Genomic DNA, 23,443 nt, shown 5'->3' on the forward strand with positions numbered 1-23,443 from the left:
GCCGGTGCGCGTGATCTTCGCCGGCACGCCGGCCGTCGCCGTTCCCGCCCTGGCCGCCGTGGCCGCCTCCCGGCACGAGCTCGTCGCCGTGGTCACCCGGCCGGACGCCCCCGCCGGGCGCGGTCGCGGGCTGGCCCGCTCCCCGGTGGGGGCGTGGGCCGACGAGCACGGGATCGAGGTGCTCACCCCCGCCCGGCCGCGTGAGCCGGAGTTCCAGGACCGGCTGCGCGAGCTGGCCCCCGACTGCGTCCCCGTGGTCGCCTACGGCGCGCTGGTGCCGCCGGCCGCCCTGGAGATCCCCCGCCACGGCTGGATCAACCTGCACTTCTCGCTGCTGCCCGCCTGGCGCGGGGCCGCGCCCGTGCAGCACGCCGTGCTGCACGGCGACGAGCTGACCGGGGCGAGCGTGTTCCAGCTGGAAGAGGGGCTGGACACCGGTCCGGTCTACGGCACGCTGACCGACGAGATCCGTCCTGCCGACACGTCCGGCGACCTGCTGGAGCGGTTGGCCCACTCCGGCGCCGGCCTGCTGGTGGCCGTCCTCGACGCGATCGACGACGGCACGGCCCGGGCCGAGCCGCAGCCCGCCGACGGGGTGTCGCTGGCGCCGAAGCTGACCGTGGAGGACGCCCGGGTGCGCTGGTCCGATCCCGCCTTCGCGGTGGACCGGCGGATCCGGGCCTGCACTCCGGCGCCCGGCCCGTGGACGACGTTCCGGGGCGAGCGCGTCAAGCTGGGCCCGGTCACCCCGGTGCCCGACGGCCCGGAGTTGAAGCCGGGCGAGCTGCTGGTGGAGAAGTCCCGGGTGCTGGCCGGCACGGCCACCACCCCGGTGCGGCTCGGCGAGGTCCGGGCGGCGGGCAAGCGGGCGATGCCGGCGACCGACTGGGCGCGGGGCGTCCGGGTCGCCGCGGGGGAGGAAGTCGCGTGACGGGCACTTCGGAACGGCCCTCGGGCGACCGCTTCTCCGGTGAGCGTTCCGGCGGCGAGCGGTTCGGTGGGCGCGAGCAGCGTCCCCCGGGCGGCCAGCGCGGCGAGCGGCCGGCGCGGGGCGGCCAGTGGGGTGCCCGGTCCGGCGGTGACCGCCGCGACGGCGGCCGGCGTCCCCCGGCCCGCCCGGCGGTGGACCTGCCCCGCCAGGTGGCCTACGAGGCGGTCGCGGCGGTGCACCGGGACGACGCGTACGCCAACCTGGTGCTCCCGTCACTCCTGCGCGACGCGGGGCTGGTCGGCCGGGACGCCGCCTTCGCCACCGAGCTGACCTACGGCACGCTGCGCCACCTCGGCACCCTCGACGCGATCCTCGGCGACGCCGCCGGGCGGGACGTGCAGCGCATCGACCCGCCGGTGCGCGACGCGCTGCGGCTCGGGGCCTACCAGCTCCTGCACACGCGGGTGCCGGCGCACGCCGCCGTCTCCTCGACCGTCGACCTGGTCAAGTCGGTGGGTGTCGGCGCGACGGGCTTCGCCAACGCGGTGCTGCGCGAGGTGGCCGGCCGCGACGCCGACGCCTGGGTGGCCAAGCTGGCCCCGTCGGCGGAGAGCGACCCGATCGGGCACCTGGCCCTGGCGTACAGCCATCCGCAGTGGATCGTGCGGGCCTTCGCCGAGGCGCTCGGCGGCGACCTGGGCGAGACCACCCGGCTGCTCATCGAGGACAACGAGCGCCCGCCGGTGCACCTGTGCGCCCGGCCCGGGCTGGCCGATCCGGCGGAGCTGACCGACGAGGCCGGCGGCGCGCCGGGAGCCTTCTCCCCGTACGCGGTCTATCTCTCCGGTGGGGCGCCCGGCGACCTGCCGGCGCTCGCGCAGGGGCGTGCCCACGTGCAGGACGAGGGCTCCCAGTTGGTGGCCAACGCCCTGGCGGTGGCCCCGCTGGACGGCCCGGACGGGCGCTGGCTGGACCTGTGCGCCGGGCCGGGTGGCAAGGCGGGCCTGCTCGGCGCCCTCGCCGCCCAGCGGGACGCGCGGCTGACCGCGGTCGAGGTCTCGGAGCACCGGGCCCGGCTGGTCGAGCAGGCCACCCGGGGCCTGCCCGTGACCGTGCTGCACACCGACGGCCGCACCGTCGGCGCGGACCCGAAGCTGCCGGAGGCGCACTTCGACCGGGTGCTCGTCGACGCGCCCTGCACGGGACTGGGGTCGCTGCGCCGCCGCCCGGAGTCGCGCTGGCGGCGCCAGCCCTCGGACCTGCCGCCGCTGACCCGGTTGCAGCGTGAGCTGCTCGCCGCGGCGCTGCGCGCCGTCCGGCCGGGCGGGCTGGTCGCCTACGTGACGTGCTCCCCGCACACCGTGGAGACGCACGTGACGGTGACCGAGGCGGCCCGCCGCTCCGGCGTGCCTGTCGACTTCGTCGACGCCCGGCCGCTGCTGCCGGCGGGCATGCCCGGCCTCGGCGACGGGCCGACGGTGCAGCTGTGGCCGCACCGGCACGGCACCGACGCGATGTTCCTCGCGATGCTCCGCCGCACCTGAGCGGGGCGCACGGGACAAACCGGTCCGCCCCGGTCGGGGCGGGCCGGCGACGCCCGGGGCCGTCGTGCGCACGGCGCGCCGGCGGCCGGGATCGCCGTCCCTCCACTGTCTCCCCAAAACGCGCTCCAAGGTGGCATCATGTCGTCACCTATCGAGGAGTGTCCATGAAACGAAGAGTCCTGACCGTCGGTGCCGCACTCGCCGTCCTCGCCGCCGCCGCGGTCGCACCGGCCGTCGGGCCGGCGGCGGCGGCCCCGTCCGCCGGCGCGCTCGCGCCCGCCGCGCAGGCCCTGGCGGCGCCGGACATCGCGGTGGCCAACGTCCAGGCCCACCTCACGCAGTTCCAGACCATCGCCACCCAGAACGGCGGCAACCGGCGGGCCGGGTCCGCCGGCTACACGGCCTCCGTCGCGTACGTCAAGACGAAGCTCCAGGCCGCCGGTTACACGGTCACCGAGCAGGTCTGCACCGACTGCACGTACCGGTCGAACAACCTGATCGCCGAGTGGCCCGGCGGCCCCGCCGACCAGGTCGTCATGTTCGGCTCGCACCTCGACGGCGTCTCCGCCGGCCCGGGCATCAACGACAACGCCACCGGCTCGTCGGCGCTGCTGGAGAACGCGCTGGTGCTGGCCCAGCAGAACCCGACGATGACCAAGCGGGTCCGGTTCGCCTGGTGGACCGACGAGGAGCAGGGCCTCAACGGCTCGGAGTTCTACGTCCGCTCGCTGAGCGCCACCCAGCGGGGCTACATCAAGGGCTACTACAACTTCGACATGATCGGCTCCGTCAACGGCGGCTACTTCATCAACCGGATCACCTCCGCCACCGCCGCCCCGCTCAAGGCGTACTGGGACTCGCTGAACATCCAGCCCGAGGAGAACGTCGAGGGCCAGGGCCGCTCCGACGACTACCCGTTCGCGCAGGCCGGCATCCAGACCTCCGGGTACGCCGCGGGCGCCAGCGCCCGGAAGACCTCGGCGCAGGCCACCAAGTGGGGCGGCACGTCCGGCTCGGCGTACGACCCCTGCTACCACCGGTCCTGCGACACCACCTCGAACGTCAGCGCCACGGTGCTCAACCGCAGCGCCGACGGGATCGCGTACGCCATCTGGCAGCTCGCCGTGGGCTCGGCGACCAACGACTTCTCCGTCGCGGTGAGCCCGACGTCGGGCTCGGTGCAGCGGGGCGCGTCGACCACGGCGACGGTCTCCACGGCCACCACCGCCGGCACGGCCCAGACGGTCGGCCTGTCCGCGACCGGCCTGCCGGCCGGCGTCACCGCCTCGTTCAGCCCGTCGTCGGTCACCTCCGGCGGCTCCGCGACCCTGACGCTCAGCGCGTCGGCCTCGGCGACGCTGGGCACCTACACCGTCACGGTCACCGGCGCGGGCTCCGGGGGCGTCTCGCGGTCGGCCAGCTACACGCTGACCGTCGGCGGCAGCGGCGGGTGCTCCGGTGGGCAGCTCATCGGCAACGGCGGGTTCGAGAGCGGGTCGTCGCCGTGGACGGCGTCGTCCGGCGTGATCACCAACGACACCCGCCAGCCGGCGCGGACGGGCTCGTACAAGGCGTGGCTGCTGGGCTACGGCTCGACGCGGACGGAGACGCTGTCGCAGTCGGTGACGATCCCGGCGGGCTGTGCGAGCTACACGCTGTCGTTCTGGCTGCACGTCGACACGGCGGAGACGACGACCAGCACCGCGTACGACCGGTTGGTGGTGCAGGTGGGCTCGACGACGCTGGCGACGTACTCGAACCTGAACGCGGCGGCCGGCTACACGCAGCGGTCGTTCAACGTGGCCGGGTTCGCGGGCCAGACGGTGACGCTGAAGTTCACCGGCACCGAGGACGCCTCGTTGCAGACCAGCTTCGTCGTCGACGACGTGACGCTGCAGGCCAGCTGACACACCACAGGGTCGGGGCGGTCGGCCACGCCGGCCGCCCCGCTCAGGTGACCGGCAGGCCCTTCGTGCCGGCGCCCTTCGCCGACCGGGTCAGGTTGCGGTCGCTGACCCACAGGAAGCACTGCACGCCCCGGTTGCCGTTGCGCCACTCCCGCTCGAACGGGTGGTAGTAGATCGAGCCGGCCCGGTACTGCAGGTCGCCGTTGTCCGGCACCTTCGCGTACTTCGCGATCAGCGTCCGGCACGCCCGGTGCACCTTCCGGGTGTCGCGGCCGAAGTCGTCGTAGCTGGTGTCGGGGGCCTGCCACACCCCGACGAACTCGGCGCGGTGCTTGCTGGTGCAGGCGACCGGCACCATCTCCCGCACCTCGTCGGCCCGGGTCCTCGGGTTGAAGCAGCGGTGGGCGAGCGGGGCGGCGCCGGTCAGCGCGCCCTTCAGGCTGCCCGTGCGGGCCTTCGCGGCGGCCTCGTCGAGGCTGGTCTGCTCGCTCAGGTCGCAGCGGAACCAGCGGGCGCCGCCGCCCCACGCCTGCGGCGACGGCAGCACCACGCTCAGCCCGAGCCGGCCCGAGCGCCAGTCGCCGCCGACCATCTCGTTGACCTTCGCGTCGCACTCGGCGCGGGCGGCGCGCATGCCGGCCGAGCCGGCCGGCGGGGGCGTGACCCGCTCGGCTCCCGCCCCGGTCAGCGTGCCGACGTGCACGGTCTCCGTGCGGTGCGACACGGCGCAGTCGACGGGGTGGTAGGCGGTGAGGTAGCCGACGTCCTGCACGCCGGCGTGGCAGACCCCGGCGGCGGGCACGAACGCCTGCGGCGCGGCGGGCGCCGGCCAGTCGTCGGTCAGGTCACGGTCGGTGCCGGCCGGGGTGCCGCAACCGGCGAGCGCCAGGGCCGCCACGGCGCCCACCGTGGCCGCCGTCCACCACCGTCGCATCCCGACCTCCCGCCGTTCGTGGGCCGCACCCCGGCGGGCGGCCAGCGCGGCGGTCCCGCCGGCGCGCAGGCGGCCGGACACGCCACGGTGCGGCAGCATACGGCACCCCCGCTCAGCTCGCGGGCAACCCTTGCGGGCCGGCGCCCCGCATGGAGCGGGTCAGCTTCCGGTCGTCGCTCCACAGGAAACACCGCACGCCCCGGTCGCCCTCCTGCCACTCCCGCTGCGACGGGGGATAGAAGATCGAGCCCGCCCGGTACGGCAGGTCGCTGTTGACGGGCACCTCGGCGAAGGCGGCGATGAGCGCCATGCAGCGCGTGTGCGCCTGCTGGTGGGACCGGCCGAACTCGGCCCAGGTCATGTCCCGCTCCAGGTAGACGCCGACGAATTCGGCGCGGTGCGGCTCGGTGCACAGCACCGGGGCCATGTAGTTCAGGTTGTCGCCGATCAGCTTGGGGTCGAAGCAGCGGTGCAGCAGCGGGGAATCGCCGATCATCGCGCCCCGCAGGCTGCCCGTGCGGTTCACCGGCCGGGTGTTGTCGATGCTGCCGGTCTCGCTCAGGTCGCAGCGGAACCAGCGGGCGCCCGCACGCCACGCGGGGGCGGAGGGCAGCGCGACGGTGAGGGTGACGCGGGCGGCGTGCCAGTCGCCGCCGAGCACCTCGCGGGCGCGCTGGTCGCACTCGGCGCGGGCGGGGCGCAGGGCCGCGGATCCCGGTTCGGGCCGGTCGCCGTCGGCGGTCGGCCCGGCGAACCTGCCCACGTGCACGGTCTCGGCCAGGTGGTTGCGGGAGCAGTCCACCGCCTCGTAGGTGCGGGCCTGCACGACGGCGGTGATCCGGGGCAGGCAGGCGTCGGTGGCCGGCACGAACAGCTGCGGCGCCCGCAGCGCCGGCCAGTCGTCGGTGAGGTCGCCGTCGGAGCCGCCCGGTCGTACGCAGCCGGAGAGCAGGACCGTCAGCGTGCCGGCCAGCGCCAGCGCCGCGAGCCACCGTCGCATCGTCCGCCCTTTCCGGGAGCTGACGCGTCGACCGCCGCCGGGGCACCGCGCGGGCGTGCGGCTCACGTCACCGTCCCTGATGGAGTCTCGCCGCGTTTCCGTCGTCCGGCCAGTCACGGATGGCCCTTCGTCCGGTTTCGCCGAGCCGGGAGGGCCAATTCTGCACCACTGGTCACCGTCGGGTCACCGGGTGTCCCGTTGGTGGCGCGCTGCGGGCGGCCGTCGGCCACGTTCGTACACTGGCCCGGTGACCGTACCGCCGCCGATCGTCGCGCCCAGCATCCTCGCCGCCGATTTCGCCCGCCTCGCCGAGGAGGTCCGCGCCGTCGAGAACGCCGCGGACTGGCTGCACGTGGATGTCATGGACAACCACTTCGTGCCCAACCTGACCATCGGGCTGCCCGTGGTGCAGAGCCTGCGGGCCGCCACCGAGCTGCCCTTCGACGTGCACCTGATGATCGAGGACCCGCGCCGCTGGGCGCCCGGCTACGCCGACGCCGGGGCGTACAACGTCACCTTCCACGCCGAGGCGTGCGACGACCCGGTGGCCCTGGCCAAGGACCTGCGCTCGGCGGGGGCCAAGGCGGGGCTGGCGATCGACCGGGACACCCCGATCGAGCCGTACCTGGAGCTGCTGCCGAGCTTCGACACGCTGCTGATCATGACCATCAAGGCCGGCTTCGGCGGGCAGCGGTTCATCCCGCAGCTGCTCGACAAGGTGCGTACGGCCCGCCGGCACGTCGACGCCGGCCACCTCGAACTGCGCATCGAGGTCGACGGCGGCATCGCCGCCGACACCATCGCCCAGGCGGCCGAGGCGGGGGCCGACGCGTTCGTCGCCGGCACCGCCGTCTACGGCGCCGACGACCCCGCCGAGGCCATCCGGAAGCTGCGGGCACTCGCGGAACACGCCGCCCCCGGGGCCTGACGTGGAACCGGCCGGCGACCGTCCGGACGTCATCCTCGTCGTGGACGACGACGAGGACATCGCGCGTTTCGTCGCGTTCAACCTCCGGCTGCACGGCTTCGAGGTGATCCACGCCAGCGACGGGCAGGAGGCGCTCGAGGTGATCGAGCGCCAGCGACCCGACTTGGCGGTGGTCGACCTGATGATGCCGCGCATCGACGGGTTGGAACTGACCCGGCGGCTGCGTGCCGACCCGATGACCTCCGCCCTGCCGGTGATCATGCTGACCGCCAAGGGCATGACGGTGGACAAGGTGCACGGGCTCAGCGCCGGCGCCGACGACTACCTGGTCAAGCCCTTCGACACCGCCGAACTGGTCGCCCGGGTCAGCTCCACGCTGCGCCGCAACAAGGAGTTCCGCGAGGTCTCGCCGCTGACCGGGCTGCCCGGCAACAGCCGGATCCGCCGGGAGATCTCCGACCGCGTCCGCAGCGGGGTCGACTACGCGGTCGGCTACATCGACATCGACCGGTTCAAGAGCGTCAACGACCGGTACGGCTTCGTCCGCGGCGACGACTTCATCTCGGCCCTGGCCCGCAGCCTGCACCGGGCGGTGGTCTCGGTCGGGCTGCCGCCGGCCTTCCTGGGACACGTCGGCGGGGACGACTTCGTCATCGTCTGCGCCCCGGAGCAGGTCCGGCCGCTCACCTCCCGGGTCTCCGCCGACTTCGAGAAGGCCGCCGACTCGCTCTACGACCCGGTCGACGCCGCGCGCGGCTACGTGGAGCTGAAGGACCGCCGGGGCAACATCCGGCGGGCCGCCCTGGTCACCCTGTCGATCGGCGTCTCCCTCTCCGACTCCGGCAAGCGGTTCACCGACCCGCTGGAGGCGATCGCGGTCGCGTCGGAGATGAAGACGGTGGCCAAGAGTCAACCCGGCTCGTACGTGGCGGTGGACCGCCGGCGCGGGGTTACCTGATTCGTGCGCTGTTGCTGTGAAGTACCACGCCCGGGTGGCACGACCCCCCGTCCGGCGTGTAACACTTCCCGTGTACCCACCACGCGCTGGCGGGACTCGGTGTAATTCCGAACCGGCGGTGATCCACGGTGTGACCGTGGTAAGCCCGCGACCCGGTCGGCCTCGTGCCGCCCGGTGGACCTGGTGAGATTCCGGGGCCGACGGTTGGGAGCGGGAAAACCCCGCCCCCAGACAGTCCGGATGGGAGACAGCGCGCGGGACGGACGGGCCCTGCCCGGCCGCTGGCCTCAGCGTGCCGTGCGCGCCCCCCGGGGCGGCCCCGCCGTACCCGGATCTCCGCCGCCGCACGCTCGCGGCCCCATGCCGTTGCCTCCCGTGCCCGCCCGCGCGTCGATCGGCGAGTGAGAGGGCAGGGCATGGCCGGCGTCTCCGTGGACGAGGCGATGCGTCGCGCGGTGGAACTCGCCGCGCGCGGTCTCGGCACGACCAGCCCCAACCCGGTGGTCGGCTGCGTGCTGCTCGACGCCGACGGGCAGGTGGTCGGCGAGGGGTTCCACGCCTACGCCGGGGGGCCGCACGCCGAGATCGTCGCGCTCGCCCAGGCGGGGGAGCGGGCCCGTGGCGGCACCGCCGTGGTCACCCTGGAACCCTGCGACCACACCGGTCGCACGGGCCCCTGCAGCACCGCGCTGGTGCGCGCCGGCGTCGCGCGGGTCGTCATCGCCGTGCCCGACCCCAACCCCCTCGCCACCGGGGGCGCCGCCACGTTGCGCGCCGCCGGGATCCAGGTCGACACGGGGGTACGCGCGTGCGAGGCGGAGGCCGGCAACGTCGCCTGGCTCACCTCGATGCGCCGGGGCTGGCCGTACGTGATCTGGAAGTTCGCCGCGACGGTGGACGGCCGGTCGGCGGCGGCCGACGGCACCAGCATGTGGATCACCTCCGAGGCCGCCCGGATGGACGTGCACGCGCTGCGCGGCACCGTCGACGCGGTGCTCGCCGGCGTCGGCACGGTCCTCGCCGACGACCCCCGGCTCACCGCCCGCAACCTGCGCGACGGCACGCTCGCCATCCGGCAGCCGCTGCGGGTCGTGGTGGACACCGAGGGCCGTACGCCTGCCGACGCCCGCGTCCGCGACGGCGCGGCGCGCACGTGGATCGCCACCGCGGCGGAGGTCGGCACCGGGCCCGACGGCCGGGTCGACCTGCCGGCGCTGCTCGCCGCGCTGCACGGGCGGGGGATCCGCGCCGCGCTGCTGGAGGGCGGCCCGAAGCTGGCCGGCGCCTTCCTGGCCGCCGGCCTGGTCGACAAGATCGTCGGCTACGTCGCGCCCCGGCTGCTCGGCGCCGGCCCGACCGCCCTGGTCGACGCCGGGGTGAACACCATCGCCGAGGCCATCGACCTGGAGTTCGTCGACGTCACGCAGGTCGGACCCGACCTGCGGATCACCGCGCTGCCCCGGAAGAGGGAGGGCTGACATGTTCACCGGCATCGTCGAGGAGTTGGGTGAGGTCGTCCGGATCACGAAGACGGCGGGTGACTCGGCGCTGGTCGCGGTCCGCGGCCCGCTGGTCACCTCGGACGCCCGGCACGGCGACTCGATCGCGGTCAACGGCGTCTGCCTGACCGTGGTCGACGTCTCCGACGGGACCTTCACCGCGGACGTGATGGGGGAGACGCTGCGCCGCTCCGCGCTGGGCGCGCTGCGGGCCGGCGATCCGGTCAACCTGGAGCGGGCCGCCGCGCTGGGCAGCCGCCTCGGCGGGCACCTCGTGCAGGGGCACGTCGACGGCGTCGGCGAGGTGATCGCCCGCGAGCCGGCCGCGCAGTGGGAGACGGTCCGGTTCCGGCTGCCCGCCGCCCTCGCCCGGTACGTGGTGGAGAAGGGCTCGATCACGGTCGACGGCGTCTCGCTGACCGTCTCCGGGGTCGGCCCGGACTGGTTCGCGGTCGGCCTGATCCCGACCACGCTGAAGCTGACCACCCTCGGCGCCCGGGGCGTCGGCGACCCGGTCAACCTCGAGGTGGACGTGCTCGCCAAGTACGTCGAGCGGCTGCTCGGCGCCCGGCTGGCCGATCCCGCCGTCCCCGACGCCGGCCCGCCCGGGCTGCCGGTCGCGGGTCTGCCGGGCGTCGCCACGACGGGCGGGGCGGCCTGATGGGCCCGCTCGGCTGGCTGCTCCACGCGCAGGTCGACATCGCCGGGTCGCCGGTGCTGGTCCGGGAGATCGTCGGCAACGGCTTCGGGCTGGCGTCGGCGGTGTTCGGCCTGCGCCGGCTGGTCTGGGCCTGGCCCGTCGGCATGATCGGCAACGCGCTGCTGTTCACGGTCTTCCTGGGCGGCGTCTTCGTCACGCCGCAGGCGCACGACCTCTACGGGCAGGCGGGCCGGCAGGTCTTCTTCTTCTCGCTCAGCGTCTACGGCTGGTGGCGCTGGTCGCGCAACCGCCGCCACGGCGGCGACGGCGACGGGGTCGCGGTGGCGCCCCGCTGGGCCACCGGCCGGGAACGGCTCGGCCTGCTGGCCGCGGCCGGGATCGGCACCGCCGCGGCGTACCCGCTGCTCGCCGCGCTCGGCTCCTGGGGGCCGCTGCCGGACGCCTGGATCCTCACCGGCAGCCTGCTCGCCACGTACGGCATGGCGCGCGGCTGGGTGGACTTCTGGCTCATCTGGATCGCCGTCGACGCGGTCGGCGTGCCGCTGCTGCTGCGCGGCGGGTTCTACCCCTCGGCCGCCATGTACCTCGTCTACGGCGCGTTCTGCGCCTGGGGCCTGGTCGCCTGGTGGCGCACCTCGCGGGCCGCCCGCCCGGCGCCCGCCCCGATCCCGTCGACCTACTCGGAGGCCGTGGCATGAGCGAGCGAATCATCAGGCTCAGTGTGGTGGTGCCTCATGGCGGCACGGAGCGAAGCGGAGTGCCGGCATGACCACCTTTGCGAGCATCGAGCAGGCGGTGGCGGACATCGCCGCCGGCCGGCCCGTCGTCGTGGTCGACGACGCCGACCGGGAGAACGAGGGCGACCTGATCTTCGCCGCCGAGCTGGCGACGCCGGAGCTGCTCGCCTTCATGGTGCGCCACACGTCCGGCTACATCTGCGCGCCGCTGACCGAGAGCGAGTGCGACCGGCTGGACCTGCCGCCGCAGCACCACACCAACCAGGACCGGCGCGGCACCGCCTACACGGTGACCGTGGACGCCCGGGAAGGGATCGGCACCGGCATCTCCGCCGCCGACCGGGCGCACACCATCCGGCTGCTCGCCGACCCCGGCACCGGCCCGGCCGACCTGGCCCGGCCCGGGCACGTGGTGCCGCTGCGGGCCCGCGAGGGCGGCGTGCTGCGCCGGCCGGGGCACACCGAGGCCGCGATCGACCTGACCCGGCTGGCCGGGCTGCGCCCCGCCGGCGTGCTCTGCGAGCTGGTCAACGACGACGGCACCATGATGCGGGTGCCCGACCTGGAGAAGTTCTGCGCCGAGCACGCCCTGACCCTGGTCACCATCGCCGACCTGGTCGCGTACCGGCGGCGGACCGAGAAGCAGGTCGAGCGGGTCGCGGACGCCCGGATGCCCACCCGGCACGGCGTGTTCCGGGCCCTGGGCTACCGCAGCGAGCACGACTCGGCCGAGCACGTGGCCCTGGTCACGGGCGAGATCGGCGACGGGCGCGACGTGCTGGTGCGGGTGCACTCCGAGTGCCTCACCGGGGACGTGTTCGGCTCGGTGCGCTGCGACTGCGGGCCGCAGCTCGACGCCGCCCTGGACCGGGTCGCCCGGGAGGGGCGGGGCGTCGTGCTCTACGTACGCGGCCACGAGGGGCGCGGCATCGGCCTGCTGCACAAGCTGCAGGCGTACCAGCTCCAGGACCAGGGCCGGGACACGGTCGACGCCAACCTCGACCTGGGCCTGCCAGCCGACGCCCGCGACTACGGCACCGGCGCGCAGATCCTCTACGACATCGGGGTGCGCTCGATGCGGCTGCTCACCAACAACCCGGCCAAGCGTGCCGGCCTGGAGGGCTACGGGCTGACCGTCACCGGCCGCGAGGGGCTGCCGGTGCGCCCGCACCCGGAGAACGTGCGCTACCTGCGCACCAAGCGGGACCGGATGGGGCACCTGCTGGACGAGCTGGACGAGGTGACCGAGGCCCCGATGGGCCGCCCGGTCCTCGGCGACGAGATCGGAGCGTAGGCATGGCGGGTTTCGGTGAACCGGGCGTGACGGCGGTGGACGCCGCCGGGATGACCGTCGGCGTCGTCGCGGCGCGCTGGCACGGCGAGCTGACCGACCACATGCTCGACCGGGCGGTCGCCGCCGCCGAGGCGTGCGGAGCCCGGGCGGTCACCGCCCGGGTGGCCGGCTCGGTCGAGCTGCCCGTGGTGGCCCAGGCCCTCGCGCGGCGCTGCGACGTGGTGGTCGCGCTCGGCGTGGTGATCCGCGGCGCCACCGCCCACTTCGACTACGTCTGCCGCTCGGTCACCGACGGGCTGACCCGGGTGGCGCTGGACGAGGGCAAGCCGGTCGCGCACGGCGTCCTGACCGTCGACACCCTCGCGCAGGCCCGGGACCGGGCCGGGCTGCCCGGCTCGGCGGAGGACAAGGGCTGGTCGGCCACCGTCGCCGCCCTCGACGCCGCCCTGACCATCCGCGCCCTCGCCAGCAACGGCCACCGGGTCGGCTCCGGCGGCTGACATCCGACCGACCGGGACCGCGCCGCCGCCGTGCCGCGTTCCCGGTCGGTGAGCGGGGCCTGACCCGGCGCACCGGCGCCGTCGGGGCGGCTGGAAGAATCGCGGCGTGAAGACGTTCGAGGAGTTGTTCGCCGAGCTGCAGGCCAAGGCCGCCGCGGGCACCCCCGGCTCGGGCACGGTCGCCGCGCTCGAGAAGGGCGTGCACTTCATCGGCAAGAAGGTCGTCGAGGAGGCGGCCGAGTCGTGGATGGCCGCCGAGCACGAGGGGCCGGAACGCACCGCCGAGGAGATCTCCCAGCTGCTCTACCAGGTCCAGGTGCTGATGCTGGCCAGCGGCCTCGACCTGAAGGACGTCTACCGACATCTGTGAGTGCGCCCCGTCGTTGATCAGTTTCGATCGAAGGAGCACTCCGTCATGCTGCGTGTCGCCATTCCGAACAAGGGCGCCCTGGCCGAGAAGGCCGCCCAGATGCTGCGCGAGGCGGGCTACCGCCAGCGCACCGACCCGAAGGATCTGGTCTGCCGGGACGAGCCCAACGACGTCGAATTCTTCTACCTGCGCCCGAAGGACATCGCCACCTACGTCGGCTCCGGCGACCTCGACGTCGGGATCACCGGCCGGGACCTGCTGATCGACTCCGGCGCGCCGGCCGAGGAGGTCATGGATCTCGACTTCGGCCGGGCCACCTTCCGCTTCGCCGCCCGCCCGGAGGACGTCGACGACGTGCGGGAGCTGGGCGGGCACCGGATCGCCACCGCGTACCCGGGGCTCGTCGAGCGGCACCTCGCGGAGCTGGGCGTCAAGGCCGAGGTGACCCGCCTCGACGGCGCGGTGGAGAACGCCATCCGGCTGGGCGTCGCCGACGTGGTCGCCGACGTGGTCGAGACCGGCACCACGCTGCGCCAGGCCGGCCTGGTGGTCTTCGGCGAGCCGCTGCTGCGCTCGTCGGCGGTGCTGGTCCGCCGCGCCGACGCCGAGGCCCACCCGCAGGCCGCGCAGCTGCTGCGCCGGCTGCACGGGGTGCTGGTCGCCCGCCGCTACGTGATGCTCGCCTACGACGTGCCGGCCGGCCTGCTCGACCGGGCCAGCTCGCTGACCCCGGGCATCGAGTCGCCGACCGTCTCCCCGCTGCACCGCGAGGGCTGGGTGGCGGTGCAGGCGATGGTGCTCCGCGACGACGTGCACCGGATCATGGACGAACTGTACGAGCTCGGGGCCCGCGCGATCCTGGTCACCAACATCCACGCCTGCCGGCTGTGAGCCGTTCGCCCACGGCGGCGGGTGCCCCGGCGCCGTCCCCGGTGTCGCGCGCCCTGCCGCCGTGGGTGGCGCTGACCCTGGTCACCCTCGCCGGCGTCGCCTCGGCGGCCCAGGGCGCGGCCAACGCCGAGCTGGGCGAGCGGGCCGGCAACGCGACCCTGGGCGCGGTGGTCAACAACCTCGGCGGGGCGCTGCTGGTCGGCCTCGGGGTCCTGGCGCTGCCCTCGGCGCGCACCGGCCTGGCCGCGCTGCGTCGGGCCCGGCTGCCCTGGTGGACGTACCTGGGCGGGCTCGGCGGCGCGGGCATCGTGCTGGCCGGCGCGTACATCGTGCCGGTGCTCGGGGTGGCGGTCTTCACCATCGCCCAGGTCGCCGGCGGCAGCCTCGGCGGGCTGGCCGTCGACCGGGCCGGGCTGGCGCCGGTGGGGCGGCTGGCGCTCACCCCGCCCCGGGTGGCTGGCGCGCTGCTCGGCGTGACCGCCGTGACGCTGGCCCAGCTCGGCCAGCCCGTCGGCGACCTCGCCCTCGGCCTGGTCCTGCTCGCCGTGGCGGGCGGGCTCGGTGTCGCGCTCCAGTCCGCGCTGAACGCGCGGGTCTCCGCCGCCAGCTCGGCCGCCGCCGGGATGGTGGTCAACTTCGCCACGGCCACGCCCGTCGTGCTGCTGGTCGCGGCGCTGGCCGGCGCCGTCACCGGGCCGGGCCCGACCTGGCCGGACGACTGGTACCTCTACACCGGCGGCCTGCTCGGCGTCGTCATCGTGGCCGCCCTGCTGGTCGGGGTCCCCGCGGTCGGCGTGCTGCGCACCGGGCTCGCCCTGGTCGCCGGCCAGCTGGGCGGCGCCCTGCTGCTGGACGCGCTGCTGCCGGGCGGCCCCGGCCTGCGGCTGCCGGTGCTGGCCGGCGCGCTGCTCACCCTGGCGGCCGCCCTGGTCGCCGGCCGAGGGGCCGGCCGGCGCGGTCCGCGCGACGCCGTGCCGCCCGCTGCCGGTCCGGGCACCCCCGCCGCGACCGCCGGATCAGCGACGCCGGGGTAGGCGCCGACGATCCGGCGGTACGCGGGAGGGGCCCGTCGGTCAGTTCGTCCGCTCGGAGAGCCCGTGCCGTCGCTCGTACGTCCGGATCGCCGCGTCCCACGCCTCGGTGTACTCCGACGGCCCCATGCCGAGGTCGCCGTGCCCCCGCACGGCCTCCCGCAGCAGCTGCACCAGGTCCGGTACCGTCCCCCGGCGCTCCTCGACGTACCGGCGGAAGACCTCCGCGAACTGTTCACCGGTCAGCCGGGCCGCGTGCGCGGTGACCGGATCGTCCTCCAGGCTCTGCAGCACGGCGCACCACCGGCGGGTCAGCTCGTCGGCCTGCTGGGCCCTGATCTTCTCCAGCTCGTGGTCGCACTCGAGCTTGATCCGCTGCTCCCAGTACGGCCGCAGCCGCTCCCGTACCCGCTCGTCCGGGCTGACCCGCACCTGCACCCAGAAGTAGGGCTGGGAACCCTCGCGGGGCCAGCGCTGGCCGGCCAGCCGGTCGTTGAGCGCCCGCTCCAGGTCGTGCGAGCGGTGCGGCTCGTACTGGCGGGCCAGATCCACCGCCCGCTCGCGGACGATGCCACCCGCCCAGGCGAGGTACCGCTCGGCCCGCAGCCGCAGCGCCTCGTAGGGCATGTTCTGCGCGGTCCAGTTGTAGACGGCGTGCAGCCGGAAGTCGAAGGCGTCGCCCCTGGCCGGGACCAGGATCGGCTGCGGCACGTCGTGGCGGAACGTCACCGTGTCGGGGACCGGGGGCGCCGGTGGCCCGGCGGGAGGGACCGGTTCGACAGGCGGGAAGAAGGCGTGCCACCAGCGGCGGCGCTCCGGCTGGGGCGGTACGAACGCTGCCGTGGGGGGTGGCCCGGTGGGGTGAGTCGTCATGACAGGTCCTCGTCGATGAGTGCGTGTACGGCGTCGAGCAGTTCGTTGCGCGGCATGATGGGCCGCCAGACGTGGCGGACCTGGTGGTCGAGGCGGTGCCGCAGCGGCGGCCGACCGGCGATCACGTGCCGGAGCAGGGCCACGCAGTGGGCCGCGACCTCGGGATTGCCGTCCGCCCGGTTCAGCCAGAAGCCGAGCGTCCGCCACGAGCGGTAGGCCGTCTGCGGCATGCCCAGCGCCACGGCCCAGAGCGCGGCCACGTCGCCCGGGCTGACGATCCGCCGCCGGACGAGGTCCAGCAGCTCCGGCCAGTGCTCCCTGGGCGGCTCGGCCCAGCGGTCGGCGAGGACGCGCAGGGTCCGCGCCGCGTGCAGCCGCACCTCCGGGTCGTCGGACGTCCAGTCGACCAGCTCCGGCACGAGCGTGGCCGCGTGGCCGTCCCGGTAGACCTCGACCAAGCCCCGGACCACGGAGTTGTTCCGCCGCTGCATGCGGGCCTGCGCCACCAGGCGCAACTGCACGAGGGCGGCGTCGGGCCAGAGGCGGGCCAGTCCGAGGCCGTACGCCCGCGCGACGGTGTCCCGCAGGTGCGCCGCCGGTCCGGCGGCCCACTGGTCGAGTTCGGTCCGTACGCGCTGGCGCAGGCCGGGTTGCATCGCCATGGCGACCAGCACGATGGCGGCGGCCTGCCGGACGCCCGCCCGCCGTTCCCGGGCCAGGTCGCCGACCGTCTCCAGGGCTGCCCGCACGTCCCGCCCGGCCGACCAGCCGATGGCGCCCGCGGCGGCCTGCCGGATCCCCGGCACGTCGGAGCGGACCAGGTCCGCCAGCCAGCCGAGCAGCTGCCCGGGCAGCCACCAGTCCGTCCAGGCGACCTCGAGCAACGTCGAACGCAGCTGCTCGCTGCCGGCGCCGAACTCGATCCGCCGGCCCCCCGCGGCGCGTTCGTCGCCGAGCACGACGACGGCCTGGCGCAGCGTCGACCCGAGGAGCGAGTCCAGTTCGGGGCCGCGCAGCCGGGGTCCCACGGAGGCGGTCCCGGTGAGGTCGGTCCCGGCCAACCGTCGGGCCGCCTGGTCGATCTCTGCCACCGGCTGCCCGGCCAGGACGGCGCAGGTCAGCCGGAAGGCGCGGGCCCGGTCGGCCGCCCAGGCGTCGACCCCGTCCGGGCCGTCGGGTCGGCCGGCGTCGAGGATCTGCGCCGCGCGCTCCCGCAGCTGGCGGGGGAGCAGCTGCTCCAACCGCTCGGTCAGGGCGGGGCCGTGCGGCACCGTCCGGGCGATCAGCTCCACGACGGGCACCACCTCGCCCGGCCGGGGCTCGCCGGCGAGGTAGGCCGAGAGCAGCGGATGGGTGACGCACTCGTCGTCGACGTACCGCTCCACGCAGGTGCCGTCGCATCCGTCCGGGCACCAGCCGACGCAGAGCCCGGCCAGCTGCTGGCGCAGCCGCGCCCGGAACACCTCGACCGCCGGTGGCACCCGATGCTCCACGACGTGGCCGGCGAGGTCCTGACCGCGCCGGGAGAAGTCCCCGACCAGGATCAGCGTCATGCCGGTCGCTTCGGCCCGGGCCGCGAGCGCCACGAGGGTGAACCCGTCGACGGCGTTCGCCGCGCTGTCCGCGAGTCGGAGCACGTATCCGCGTCCGGCGGGCAACCGTTCGCTCGACCCGAGCAGGTCGGCGGGCTGTTCCGCGCCGAGGACGCAGGCGCGGTCGAGCCCGTGCCGGCGGGCGATGGCGAGGACGGCGGAGGTGAACCGGCCGCTGGCGGACGGGCCGGACAGGCACACCAGGTGGCGGCGCTTGAGGTGGCGGTCGAGCTGCTGGTCGCTGGACGTCGGCGCGTACCCCTGCGCCAGTTCCCCGACGTCGTTCCCGCTCAGGCTCTCGTACCAGATCCGCCCCGTGCCGTCGGCTCCCGCGGTGGTCACGTTGACGGTGCCGATCGCGACGGCGCCGTGCCCGGTGGCGTTCTGGCCCCGTACCCGCACGTCGCCGAGGCCGATCGTGGCGCCGCCGAGCAGGTCGGCCAGTCCGCGGATGACGTCCGCCGAATCGAGCGGCTCCTCCGGCTCGTCCGCCTCGCCGCCCTCCGACGGCCCGGTCCCCGCCGCCGGGTCCGTCCGCCCGTCCGGCGGGTCCTGGTCCGGGCCCGCCGCCGGGCCTTCCGTGGGACGGTCGTACCCGTCGTCACCGGGGGCGTCCCGGGGCCCGTCCGGGTCGGCGTCGTCGTCGTCGCCGACGACGGGCGGGTACGGGAAGTGGGGCGCGGTCACCGTGCCCGGCCCTCCTGTCCGCCACCGAAGGTCAGGTCGCGCCCGACGGAACCGATCGCCGTGGCGCCGTGCCCGATCGCGTTCTGGCCGTCGACCCGGATGTCACCCGTGCGGATGTCACCCGCGCCCGGCGGCGTCCGGGTCGGCGGGGACTCCGGCGGCTCCCCACCCGGGGCCCCGCCTCCCGGAGCGGGCGGCGTCGCCGCGGAGCCGGGTGCCGGGGAAGGCGTACCGGCGTCCTCCGCCGCCGGCAGTGCGGACATGTCCTCGTCCACGACGCAGAACCAGGCGTCCTCCCGGAACCCCTTGTCCGGGTGGGCCACCTCGACCCGCCGGAACCGCTCGGGGCGCATCTCCTCCGGGTACTCGGTGACGACGTCGCGGTAGATCTCCGCCGACACGACCAGCGCCACCCCGGCCTCGGGGAAGGCCGCCAGGGCCCGCTTCACGGGGGCCGCCTCGCACAGCCGGCAGACGAGGACGACGGCGTTGCCGGGGAAGCCGTTGGCCCCGTCGAGGTGGACGAGTCCCTGGTGGACGGCGACCCGCAGGCGGATCCGGGCGGCCGGCACCCGGCTGCTGTTGTAGCTGCGCAGCCGCCTGTTCAGCTCCGGTACGAAGCGGCCGATGACCCGGGACTCGGCCACGTCGCGGGGGAGGATCGCCAGCTCGCCGTCGCCGGCCTGCTGCGTCGTCCAGGCGACCCGGTCCAGGCCGACGTCGCCGGCCGCCTCGTGCAGCAGTTCCCGGAAGTGCTTCTGCGCCTCGTACTGCTGGAGGTTGGTGCGCCGGCTGTACCGCTCCATGTCCACGGAGATCAACAGTCGTCGCTCGGGATGTCGCATCGTCGTGCCGCCCTTCGTCGCCCGACCCGCCCCACAGGCGGGCACCGCAGGGGACATCGAACCGGGGCGGGCCCGGCGGAACCCCGTAGAAGTACGGCATCGTCCGGAACTGTCGGTGGGGCGTCATCCCGTCCTGTTCGGGGGTCCGGCACGCGGCGGACCGGTGTCCTGGTCGCATGAGGATCGGGCTGATGGAGCTGCTGCTCGCGGTCGGCTGGCCGCCGGGCGTCCTGCTGGCGTGGGTGATCGTCCAGCTCGCCGTCGCCGCCGCCCTGCGCCTGCGGGCGTCGCGCTACGCGCAGGGGCGGCTACGCTTCGACGGCTGTCGCTGGCCGAGGAGGATGAGAGCGCTGATGCGACGACCAGCCGAACTGTCCGACGTCACCTGGCCGTACGGCACGTTCCTGCAACGGCTCGGCCCCCCGGTTCGTGCCGCCCTGCTGGAGCTGGGGGTGCGCCGGCGGGTCCCGCCCGGACAGATCGTCATCCACGAGGGCGTACGGGAGTCGCACCTGGTGCTGCTCGAGGAGGGGCTGACGAAGGTCACCGCGATCCTTCCGGACGGGCGGGCGGCGCTGCTGGCCCTGCGCGTCGGTGGCGACCTCGTCGGCGAGATGTCGGCGCTCAACGACCGGCCCCGCTCGGCGAGCGTCACCACCTGCGGGCCGGCGACGTACCGGGTCATCCAGCCCGACCGGTTCAAGATGTTCCTCAAGGAGCACCCGGACGCCGCGCTGGAGCTGGCGGCGATGGTGTCGGACCGGCTGCGCTGGTCCAACCGGCGGCGCATCGACTTCACCTCCTACCCGGTGAAGATCAGGGTCGCCCGGGTCGTCGCCGAGCTCTGCCGCACCCACGGCCGCCAGGTCCGCGACGGGGTGGTCATCGACGTGCGGCTCACCCAGCCCGAGCTCGCCAGCATCTGTGGCGCCGCCGAGACCTCCATCCAGAAGGCCCTGCGTGACCTGCGCACGGAGGGCCTGGTCGACACGGACTACCGCCGGATCACCGTCCGCGATCTGCCCCGGCTGCGGCGGATGGGCGAGCTGGAGGCCGGGGAGGACTGACGGGGTGCCGGGCGGGGGCGGTACGTGTGGCGGCGCGGGAACGGCCGGGACCGGGTGGCAGACTGGTGGGGTGAGCGAAACCGAGTCCGTCCACCTGCGCCCCCGCCGCATCCGAGTGGTCTGCTGGGCCTGCGCGGCCGTGCTGTTCGTGGTGTTCAGCCTCCTGGCCACCTCGCTGAGCGGGGCGACGGGCAACGGCTACGGCAGCTTCCAGCGGGGCGACCAGATCGCGATGGTCGGGCTCGGCGTCCTCGGCGCGCTCGCCGTCCTGATCTTCACCCGTCCCCGGGTCGACGCGAACGCGTCGGGGGTGCGCGTGCGTAACCTCGTCGGCTCGTACGAGCTGCCGTGGGAGGTCGTCCGGGGGGTCCGCTTCGACCGGGGCGCGCCCTGGGCCAGCCTGGAGCTGCACGACGACGACCTGCTGCCGATGGTCGCCCTCCAGGCCGCCGACAAGGAGCGGGCCGTCGAGGGGGTCCGCGCCCTGCGCCGGCTGCACCAGGCGCACCAGGCCCGGCTCACCGAGGGCGCCGCCGGCCGCTGATCCGGGTGCCCGGTTGGGAGGGTGTCCGGGCGAGGGTGTAGTGTTACCAAGTCGACCAGGCTGTCTTCGTGTGTGCGCATCGCGCCCGTGCGTGCAGCCGTGAAAGAGGAGCGCCTGCTCCCACCCGAGTCGCCACCACGGTGGCCGGGTCCGGTCACCGGTTCCGGGCACGTCCCGGCACCGGATGCGCGATCATGTGATCGTGCCGACCGGTCGAGCGGGCCCTGGCATGCGCCGGGGCCTTCTGCTTTCCGGGTCGGCTCCCACCCGGGAGCCGCGAGGGTCGGCCACGTAGAGATTCCGACTCGAGGAGGCCCCATCAGCGTCGAACCACGCGTGAACGAGCAGATCCGGGCACGTGAGGTCCGACTGGTCGGCCCCGAGGGTGAGCAGGTGGGCATCGTCCCGCTGGAGCGCGCCCTTCAGCTGGCCGCGGACGTCGACCTGGACCTGGTCGAGGTTGCGCCGATGGCGCGCCCGCCGGTGTGCAAGCTCATGGACTTCGGCAAGTTCAAGTACGAGAGCGCACTGAAGGCGCGCGAAGCGCGGCGTAACCAGCAGCAGACCGTCATCAAGGAGATGAAGCTCCGCCCGAAGATCGACCCGCACGACTACGAGACCAAGAAGGGTCACGTGGTGCGGTTCCTCAAGGCGGGCGACAAGGTCAAGGTGACGATCATGTTCCGCGGTCGCGAGCAGAGCCGCCCGGAGCTGGGTTACCGGCTCCTGCGCCGGCTCGAGTCGGAGATCTCGGAGCTGGGGTACGTCGAGGCCGCTCCGAAGCAGGACGGTCGAAACATGATCATGGTGCTCGCGCCGCACCGCGCCACCAAGGCCGCCGCGGTCGCCGCCACGGCCACCCGGGGCGGGCCGCGGGAGCGGGACGCCGAGGGCGCCCCGGCCGGCGAGCCCGCAGCGGCCGGTGACACCGGCACCGTCGCCGACAACAGCGGCGAGTAACAGGGGAGAGACGTTCCACATGCCGAAGATGAAGAGCCACACGGGGATGGGCAAGCGGGTCAAGGTGACCGGCAAGGGCAAGATCGTTGCCCAGCAGGCCGGCCTCCGGCACAACCTGGAGAAGAAGCCCTCCACCCAGACCCGTCGGCTGACCGGCACCGTGGTGCTGGCCAAGGCCGATGTCAAGCGCATCAAGAAGCTGCTCGGCCGCTGACGCGCGCCACCTTACGTAATTAGGAGTTGAGATGGCACGCGTCAAGCGGGCTGTGAACGCCCAGAAGAAGCGTCGTACCCTGCTGGAGACCGCGAGCGGCTACCGCGGTCAGCGCTCCCGCCTCTACCGCAAGGCCAAGGAGCAGGTGCTGCACTCGATGCAGTACGCCTACCGGGACCGTCGCGACCGCAAGGGCGACTTCCGGCAGCTGTGGATCCAGCGGATCAACGCGGGCGCCCGCGCCAACGGGATGACCTACAACCGCCTGATCCAGGGCCTGCGCCTGGCCGGCATCGAGGTCGACCGCAAGATCCTGGCCGACCTGGCCGTCAACGACGCCGCCGCCTTCGCGGCGATCGTCGAGCTGGCCCGGGCCGCGGTCGCGGCCGAGGGCACCGGCGGCGCGGCGGCCCAGGCCGCCTGATCCCCGCGCACCAGCAGATCGAGGCGTCTCCCATGCAGTCACCATCGCGCGGGAGACGCCTCGACGCTGTCTCCGGCCCCTTCACCCCGCGTACCCCCAGGGTCGTCGCCGCCCGCCGGTTGCAGCGCCGCCGGGACCGCGAGGCCGCCGGCCGCTTCCTGGCCGAGGGGCCGCAGGCGGTCCGCGAGGCCCTGGCCCGCCCAGGGGTGGTCACCGAACTCTTCGGTACGCCCGCCGCCCTGGACCGGCACGCCGACCTGGCCGCCGTCGCGGCCCGTGCCGACGTGCCCGTCTCCGAGGCGACCGACGAGGCGCTCGCCGCGCTGGCCGAGACCGTCGCCCCGCAGGGCCTCGTCGCCGTCTGCCGACACCTCGACGTGCCGCTGGAGCGGGCCCTGGCCGACGGGCCCCGCCTGGTGGCCGTGCTCGCCGGGATCCGCGACCCGGGCAACGCCGGCACCGTGCTGCGCACCGCCGACGCCGCGGGCGCCGGTGCGGTGGTCTTCGCCGGCGAGGCCGTCGACCCGTACAACGGCAAGTGCGTGCGGGCCTCGGCCGGCAGCCTCTTCCACGTCGACGTGGTCCGCGCGCCCGACCCGGTGGAGGTCGTCGCGGCGCTGCGCGCCGCCGGGCTCACCGTGCTCGCCACCACCGGCTACGGCGAGGACGACCTCGACGACCTCGCCGACGACGGGCGGCTCGCCGCTCCCACGGCCTGGCTCTTCGGCGCGGAGGCGCACGGCCTGCCCGAGGCGCTCACCGCCGCCGCCGACGCCCGGGTCCGGGTGCCCCTGCACGGGCGCGCCGAGAGCCTCAACCTGGCTGCGGCCGCCGCCGTCTGCCTGTACGCTTCGGCGAGAGCACAGCGGCGGTCGTGACCCGGCCGTCGAGACAGATCGCAGGGGAGACCGTCCGCCCATGAACGCGCCACGGCGTTCGTTTAGCCAGCCCGCCGGTGTCGGCGGGCGGCGGGCCTGACCTGCTCCCCGCACAACTCCCACCGGCGGGCTGCGGCACAGCCGCGCGTCCGTAGACTCGCTTCGCCGCCCGTG

At 74.8% G+C, this 23,443-nt stretch carries 24 protein-coding genes and 1 riboswitch; of the genes, 19 read left to right on the top strand and 5 right to left on the bottom strand.

The window, feature by feature from the left end; genetic code table 11:
- The first annotated feature begins 4 nt into the window (after positions 1–4).
- From fmt to ACN27A_RS32735, 3 genes are all read left to right on the top strand, one after another.
- The gene (gene fmt, locus ACN27A_RS32725) at positions 5–931 is read left to right on the top strand and encodes a methionyl-tRNA formyltransferase (RefSeq protein ID WP_151454093.1); all 927 of its coding nucleotides are present in this window, start codon (positions 5–7) and stop codon (positions 929–931) included.
- Positions 928–2,475 carry an RsmB/NOP family class I SAM-dependent RNA methyltransferase gene (locus ACN27A_RS32730; protein WP_421458281.1) on the top strand — a complete coding sequence of 516 codons (1,548 nt, stop codon included), beginning with the start codon at positions 928–930 and terminating at the stop codon, positions 2,473–2,475. Before fmt ends, ACN27A_RS32730 begins: the two co-directional genes overlap by 4 nt.
- Positions 2,476–2,639: 164 nt before the next feature.
- On the top strand, positions 2,640–4,382 hold the full coding sequence (locus ACN27A_RS32735; protein WP_421458282.1) for a M28 family peptidase: 1,743 nt from the start codon (positions 2,640–2,642) through the stop codon (positions 4,380–4,382).
- A 43-nt stretch (positions 4,383–4,425) separates the two neighbouring features.
- Here the strand turns inward: ACN27A_RS32735 and ACN27A_RS32740 are convergent, their stop codons facing one another.
- Together ACN27A_RS32740 and ACN27A_RS32745 are read right to left on the bottom strand one after the other, a co-directional pair.
- A complete protein-coding gene (locus tag ACN27A_RS32740; protein ID WP_421458725.1) occupies positions 4,426–5,316 on the bottom strand; it encodes a septum formation family protein in 891 nt (296 codons plus the stop codon).
- Positions 5,317–5,428: 112 nt separating this feature from the next.
- Positions 5,429–6,316, bottom strand: a complete 888-nt coding sequence (locus tag ACN27A_RS32745) for a septum formation family protein (RefSeq protein ID WP_421458283.1) — start codon at positions 6,314–6,316, stop codon at positions 5,429–5,431.
- Positions 6,317–6,563: 247 nt separating this feature from the next.
- On the opposite strand from ACN27A_RS32745, the gene rpe reads away from it, so the two are divergent.
- The 10 genes from rpe (at position 6,564) to ACN27A_RS32795 (ending at position 15,188) form a co-directional block, all read left to right on the top strand.
- Positions 6,564–7,244, top strand: coding sequence for a ribulose-phosphate 3-epimerase (rpe, locus tag ACN27A_RS32750; protein WP_132240180.1), 681 nt, complete (start codon positions 6,564–6,566; stop codon positions 7,242–7,244).
- 1 nt (position 7,245) lies between these two features.
- A complete protein-coding gene (locus ACN27A_RS32755; RefSeq protein ID WP_121395205.1) occupies positions 7,246–8,202 on the top strand; it encodes a GGDEF domain-containing response regulator in 957 nt (318 codons plus the stop codon).
- A gap of 81 nt (positions 8,203–8,283) precedes the next feature.
- Positions 8,284–8,458, top strand: a riboswitch (FMN riboswitch).
- Between the two features lie 160 nt (positions 8,459–8,618).
- Positions 8,619–9,680: a bifunctional diaminohydroxyphosphoribosylaminopyrimidine deaminase/5-amino-6-(5-phosphoribosylamino)uracil reductase RibD gene (ribD, locus tag ACN27A_RS32760; protein WP_357579345.1), complete on the top strand. Its 1,062-nt coding sequence runs from the start codon at positions 8,619–8,621 to the stop codon at positions 9,678–9,680.
- Position 9,681: 1 nt separating this feature from the next.
- Positions 9,682–10,362, top strand: coding sequence for a riboflavin synthase (locus tag ACN27A_RS32765; RefSeq protein WP_421458284.1), 681 nt, complete (start codon positions 9,682–9,684; stop codon positions 10,360–10,362).
- Positions 10,362–11,060, top strand: coding sequence for a nicotinamide riboside transporter PnuC (gene pnuC, locus ACN27A_RS32770; RefSeq protein ID WP_421458285.1), 699 nt, complete (start codon positions 10,362–10,364; stop codon positions 11,058–11,060). Before ACN27A_RS32765 ends, pnuC begins: the two co-directional genes overlap by 1 nt.
- 67 nt (positions 11,061–11,127) lie before the next feature.
- Positions 11,128–12,393, top strand: coding sequence for a bifunctional 3,4-dihydroxy-2-butanone-4-phosphate synthase/GTP cyclohydrolase II (locus tag ACN27A_RS32775; protein ID WP_421458286.1), 1,266 nt, complete (start codon positions 11,128–11,130; stop codon positions 12,391–12,393).
- Positions 12,394–12,395: 2 nt separating this feature from the next.
- Entirely contained in the window at positions 12,396–12,893 is a 498-nt protein-coding gene (gene ribH, locus ACN27A_RS32780; protein ID WP_421458287.1) for a 6,7-dimethyl-8-ribityllumazine synthase, read from the top strand.
- A 106-nt stretch (positions 12,894–12,999) separates the two neighbouring features.
- Complete coding sequence (locus ACN27A_RS32785) at positions 13,000–13,263, top strand: phosphoribosyl-ATP diphosphatase (RefSeq protein ID WP_088947482.1); 264 nt, start codon at positions 13,000–13,002, stop codon at positions 13,261–13,263.
- A gap of 45 nt (positions 13,264–13,308) precedes the next feature.
- Positions 13,309–14,154, top strand: coding sequence for an ATP phosphoribosyltransferase (gene hisG, locus ACN27A_RS32790; RefSeq protein ID WP_132240187.1), 846 nt, complete (start codon positions 13,309–13,311; stop codon positions 14,152–14,154).
- Complete coding sequence (locus tag ACN27A_RS32795; RefSeq protein WP_421458288.1) at positions 14,151–15,188, top strand: DMT family transporter; 1,038 nt, start codon at positions 14,151–14,153, stop codon at positions 15,186–15,188. The genes hisG and ACN27A_RS32795 overlap by 4 nt, the downstream gene beginning before the upstream one ends.
- Before the next feature lie 39 nt (positions 15,189–15,227).
- Here the strand turns inward: ACN27A_RS32795 and ACN27A_RS32800 are convergent, their stop codons facing one another.
- Genes ACN27A_RS32800 through ACN27A_RS32810 form a run of 3 tightly spaced genes read right to left on the bottom strand, consistent with a single transcriptional unit; the run spans position 15,228 to position 19,182 of the window.
- Positions 15,228–16,058 carry a hypothetical protein gene (locus ACN27A_RS32800; RefSeq protein ID WP_421458289.1) on the bottom strand — a complete coding sequence of 277 codons (831 nt, stop codon included), beginning with the start codon at positions 16,056–16,058 and terminating at the stop codon, positions 15,228–15,230.
- Positions 16,055–18,337 (bottom strand): hypothetical protein, encoded by a 2,283-nt coding sequence (locus tag ACN27A_RS32805; protein ID WP_421458290.1) that lies wholly within the window; start codon positions 18,335–18,337, stop codon positions 16,055–16,057. The genes ACN27A_RS32800 and ACN27A_RS32805 overlap by 4 nt, the downstream gene beginning before the upstream one ends.
- Positions 18,334–19,182 carry a hypothetical protein gene (locus ACN27A_RS32810; protein WP_421458291.1) on the bottom strand — a complete coding sequence of 283 codons (849 nt, stop codon included), beginning with the start codon at positions 19,180–19,182 and terminating at the stop codon, positions 18,334–18,336. The genes ACN27A_RS32805 and ACN27A_RS32810 overlap by 4 nt, the downstream gene beginning before the upstream one ends.
- 176 nt (positions 19,183–19,358) lie before the next feature.
- On the opposite strand from ACN27A_RS32810, the gene ACN27A_RS32815 reads away from it, so the two are divergent.
- The 6 genes from ACN27A_RS32815 to ACN27A_RS32840 all read left to right on the top strand — a co-directional run bounded on the left by ACN27A_RS32815 (position 19,359) and on the right by ACN27A_RS32840 (position 23,269).
- Positions 19,359–20,249, top strand: a complete 891-nt coding sequence (locus ACN27A_RS32815) for a Crp/Fnr family transcriptional regulator (protein ID WP_421458292.1) — start codon at positions 19,359–19,361, stop codon at positions 20,247–20,249.
- A gap of 70 nt (positions 20,250–20,319) precedes the next feature.
- Positions 20,320–20,793 carry a PH domain-containing protein gene (locus ACN27A_RS32820; protein WP_421458293.1) on the top strand — a complete coding sequence of 158 codons (474 nt, stop codon included), beginning with the start codon at positions 20,320–20,322 and terminating at the stop codon, positions 20,791–20,793.
- 336 nt (positions 20,794–21,129) lie between these two features.
- A complete protein-coding gene (gene infC / locus ACN27A_RS32825) occupies positions 21,130–21,753 on the top strand; it encodes a translation initiation factor IF-3 (RefSeq protein WP_089000940.1) in 624 nt (207 codons plus the stop codon).
- A 19-nt stretch (positions 21,754–21,772) separates the two neighbouring features.
- The gene (gene rpmI, locus ACN27A_RS32830) at positions 21,773–21,967 is read left to right on the top strand and encodes a 50S ribosomal protein L35 (RefSeq protein ID WP_007458415.1); all 195 of its coding nucleotides are present in this window, start codon (positions 21,773–21,775) and stop codon (positions 21,965–21,967) included.
- Positions 21,968–21,998: 31 nt separating this feature from the next.
- Positions 21,999–22,391 carry a 50S ribosomal protein L20 gene (gene rplT / locus ACN27A_RS32835; RefSeq protein ID WP_030335718.1) on the top strand — a complete coding sequence of 131 codons (393 nt, stop codon included), beginning with the start codon at positions 21,999–22,001 and terminating at the stop codon, positions 22,389–22,391.
- Positions 22,392–22,423: 32 nt separating this feature from the next.
- Positions 22,424–23,269, top strand: a complete 846-nt coding sequence (locus ACN27A_RS32840; protein ID WP_421458294.1) for a TrmH family RNA methyltransferase — start codon at positions 22,424–22,426, stop codon at positions 23,267–23,269.
- The last annotated feature ends 174 nt before the right edge of the window (positions 23,270–23,443 follow it).

The sequence above is a fragment of the Micromonospora sp. WMMD737 genome, assembly GCF_049179055.1.
Lineage (GTDB): Bacteria > Actinomycetota > Actinomycetes > Mycobacteriales > Micromonosporaceae > Micromonospora > Micromonospora reichwaldensis.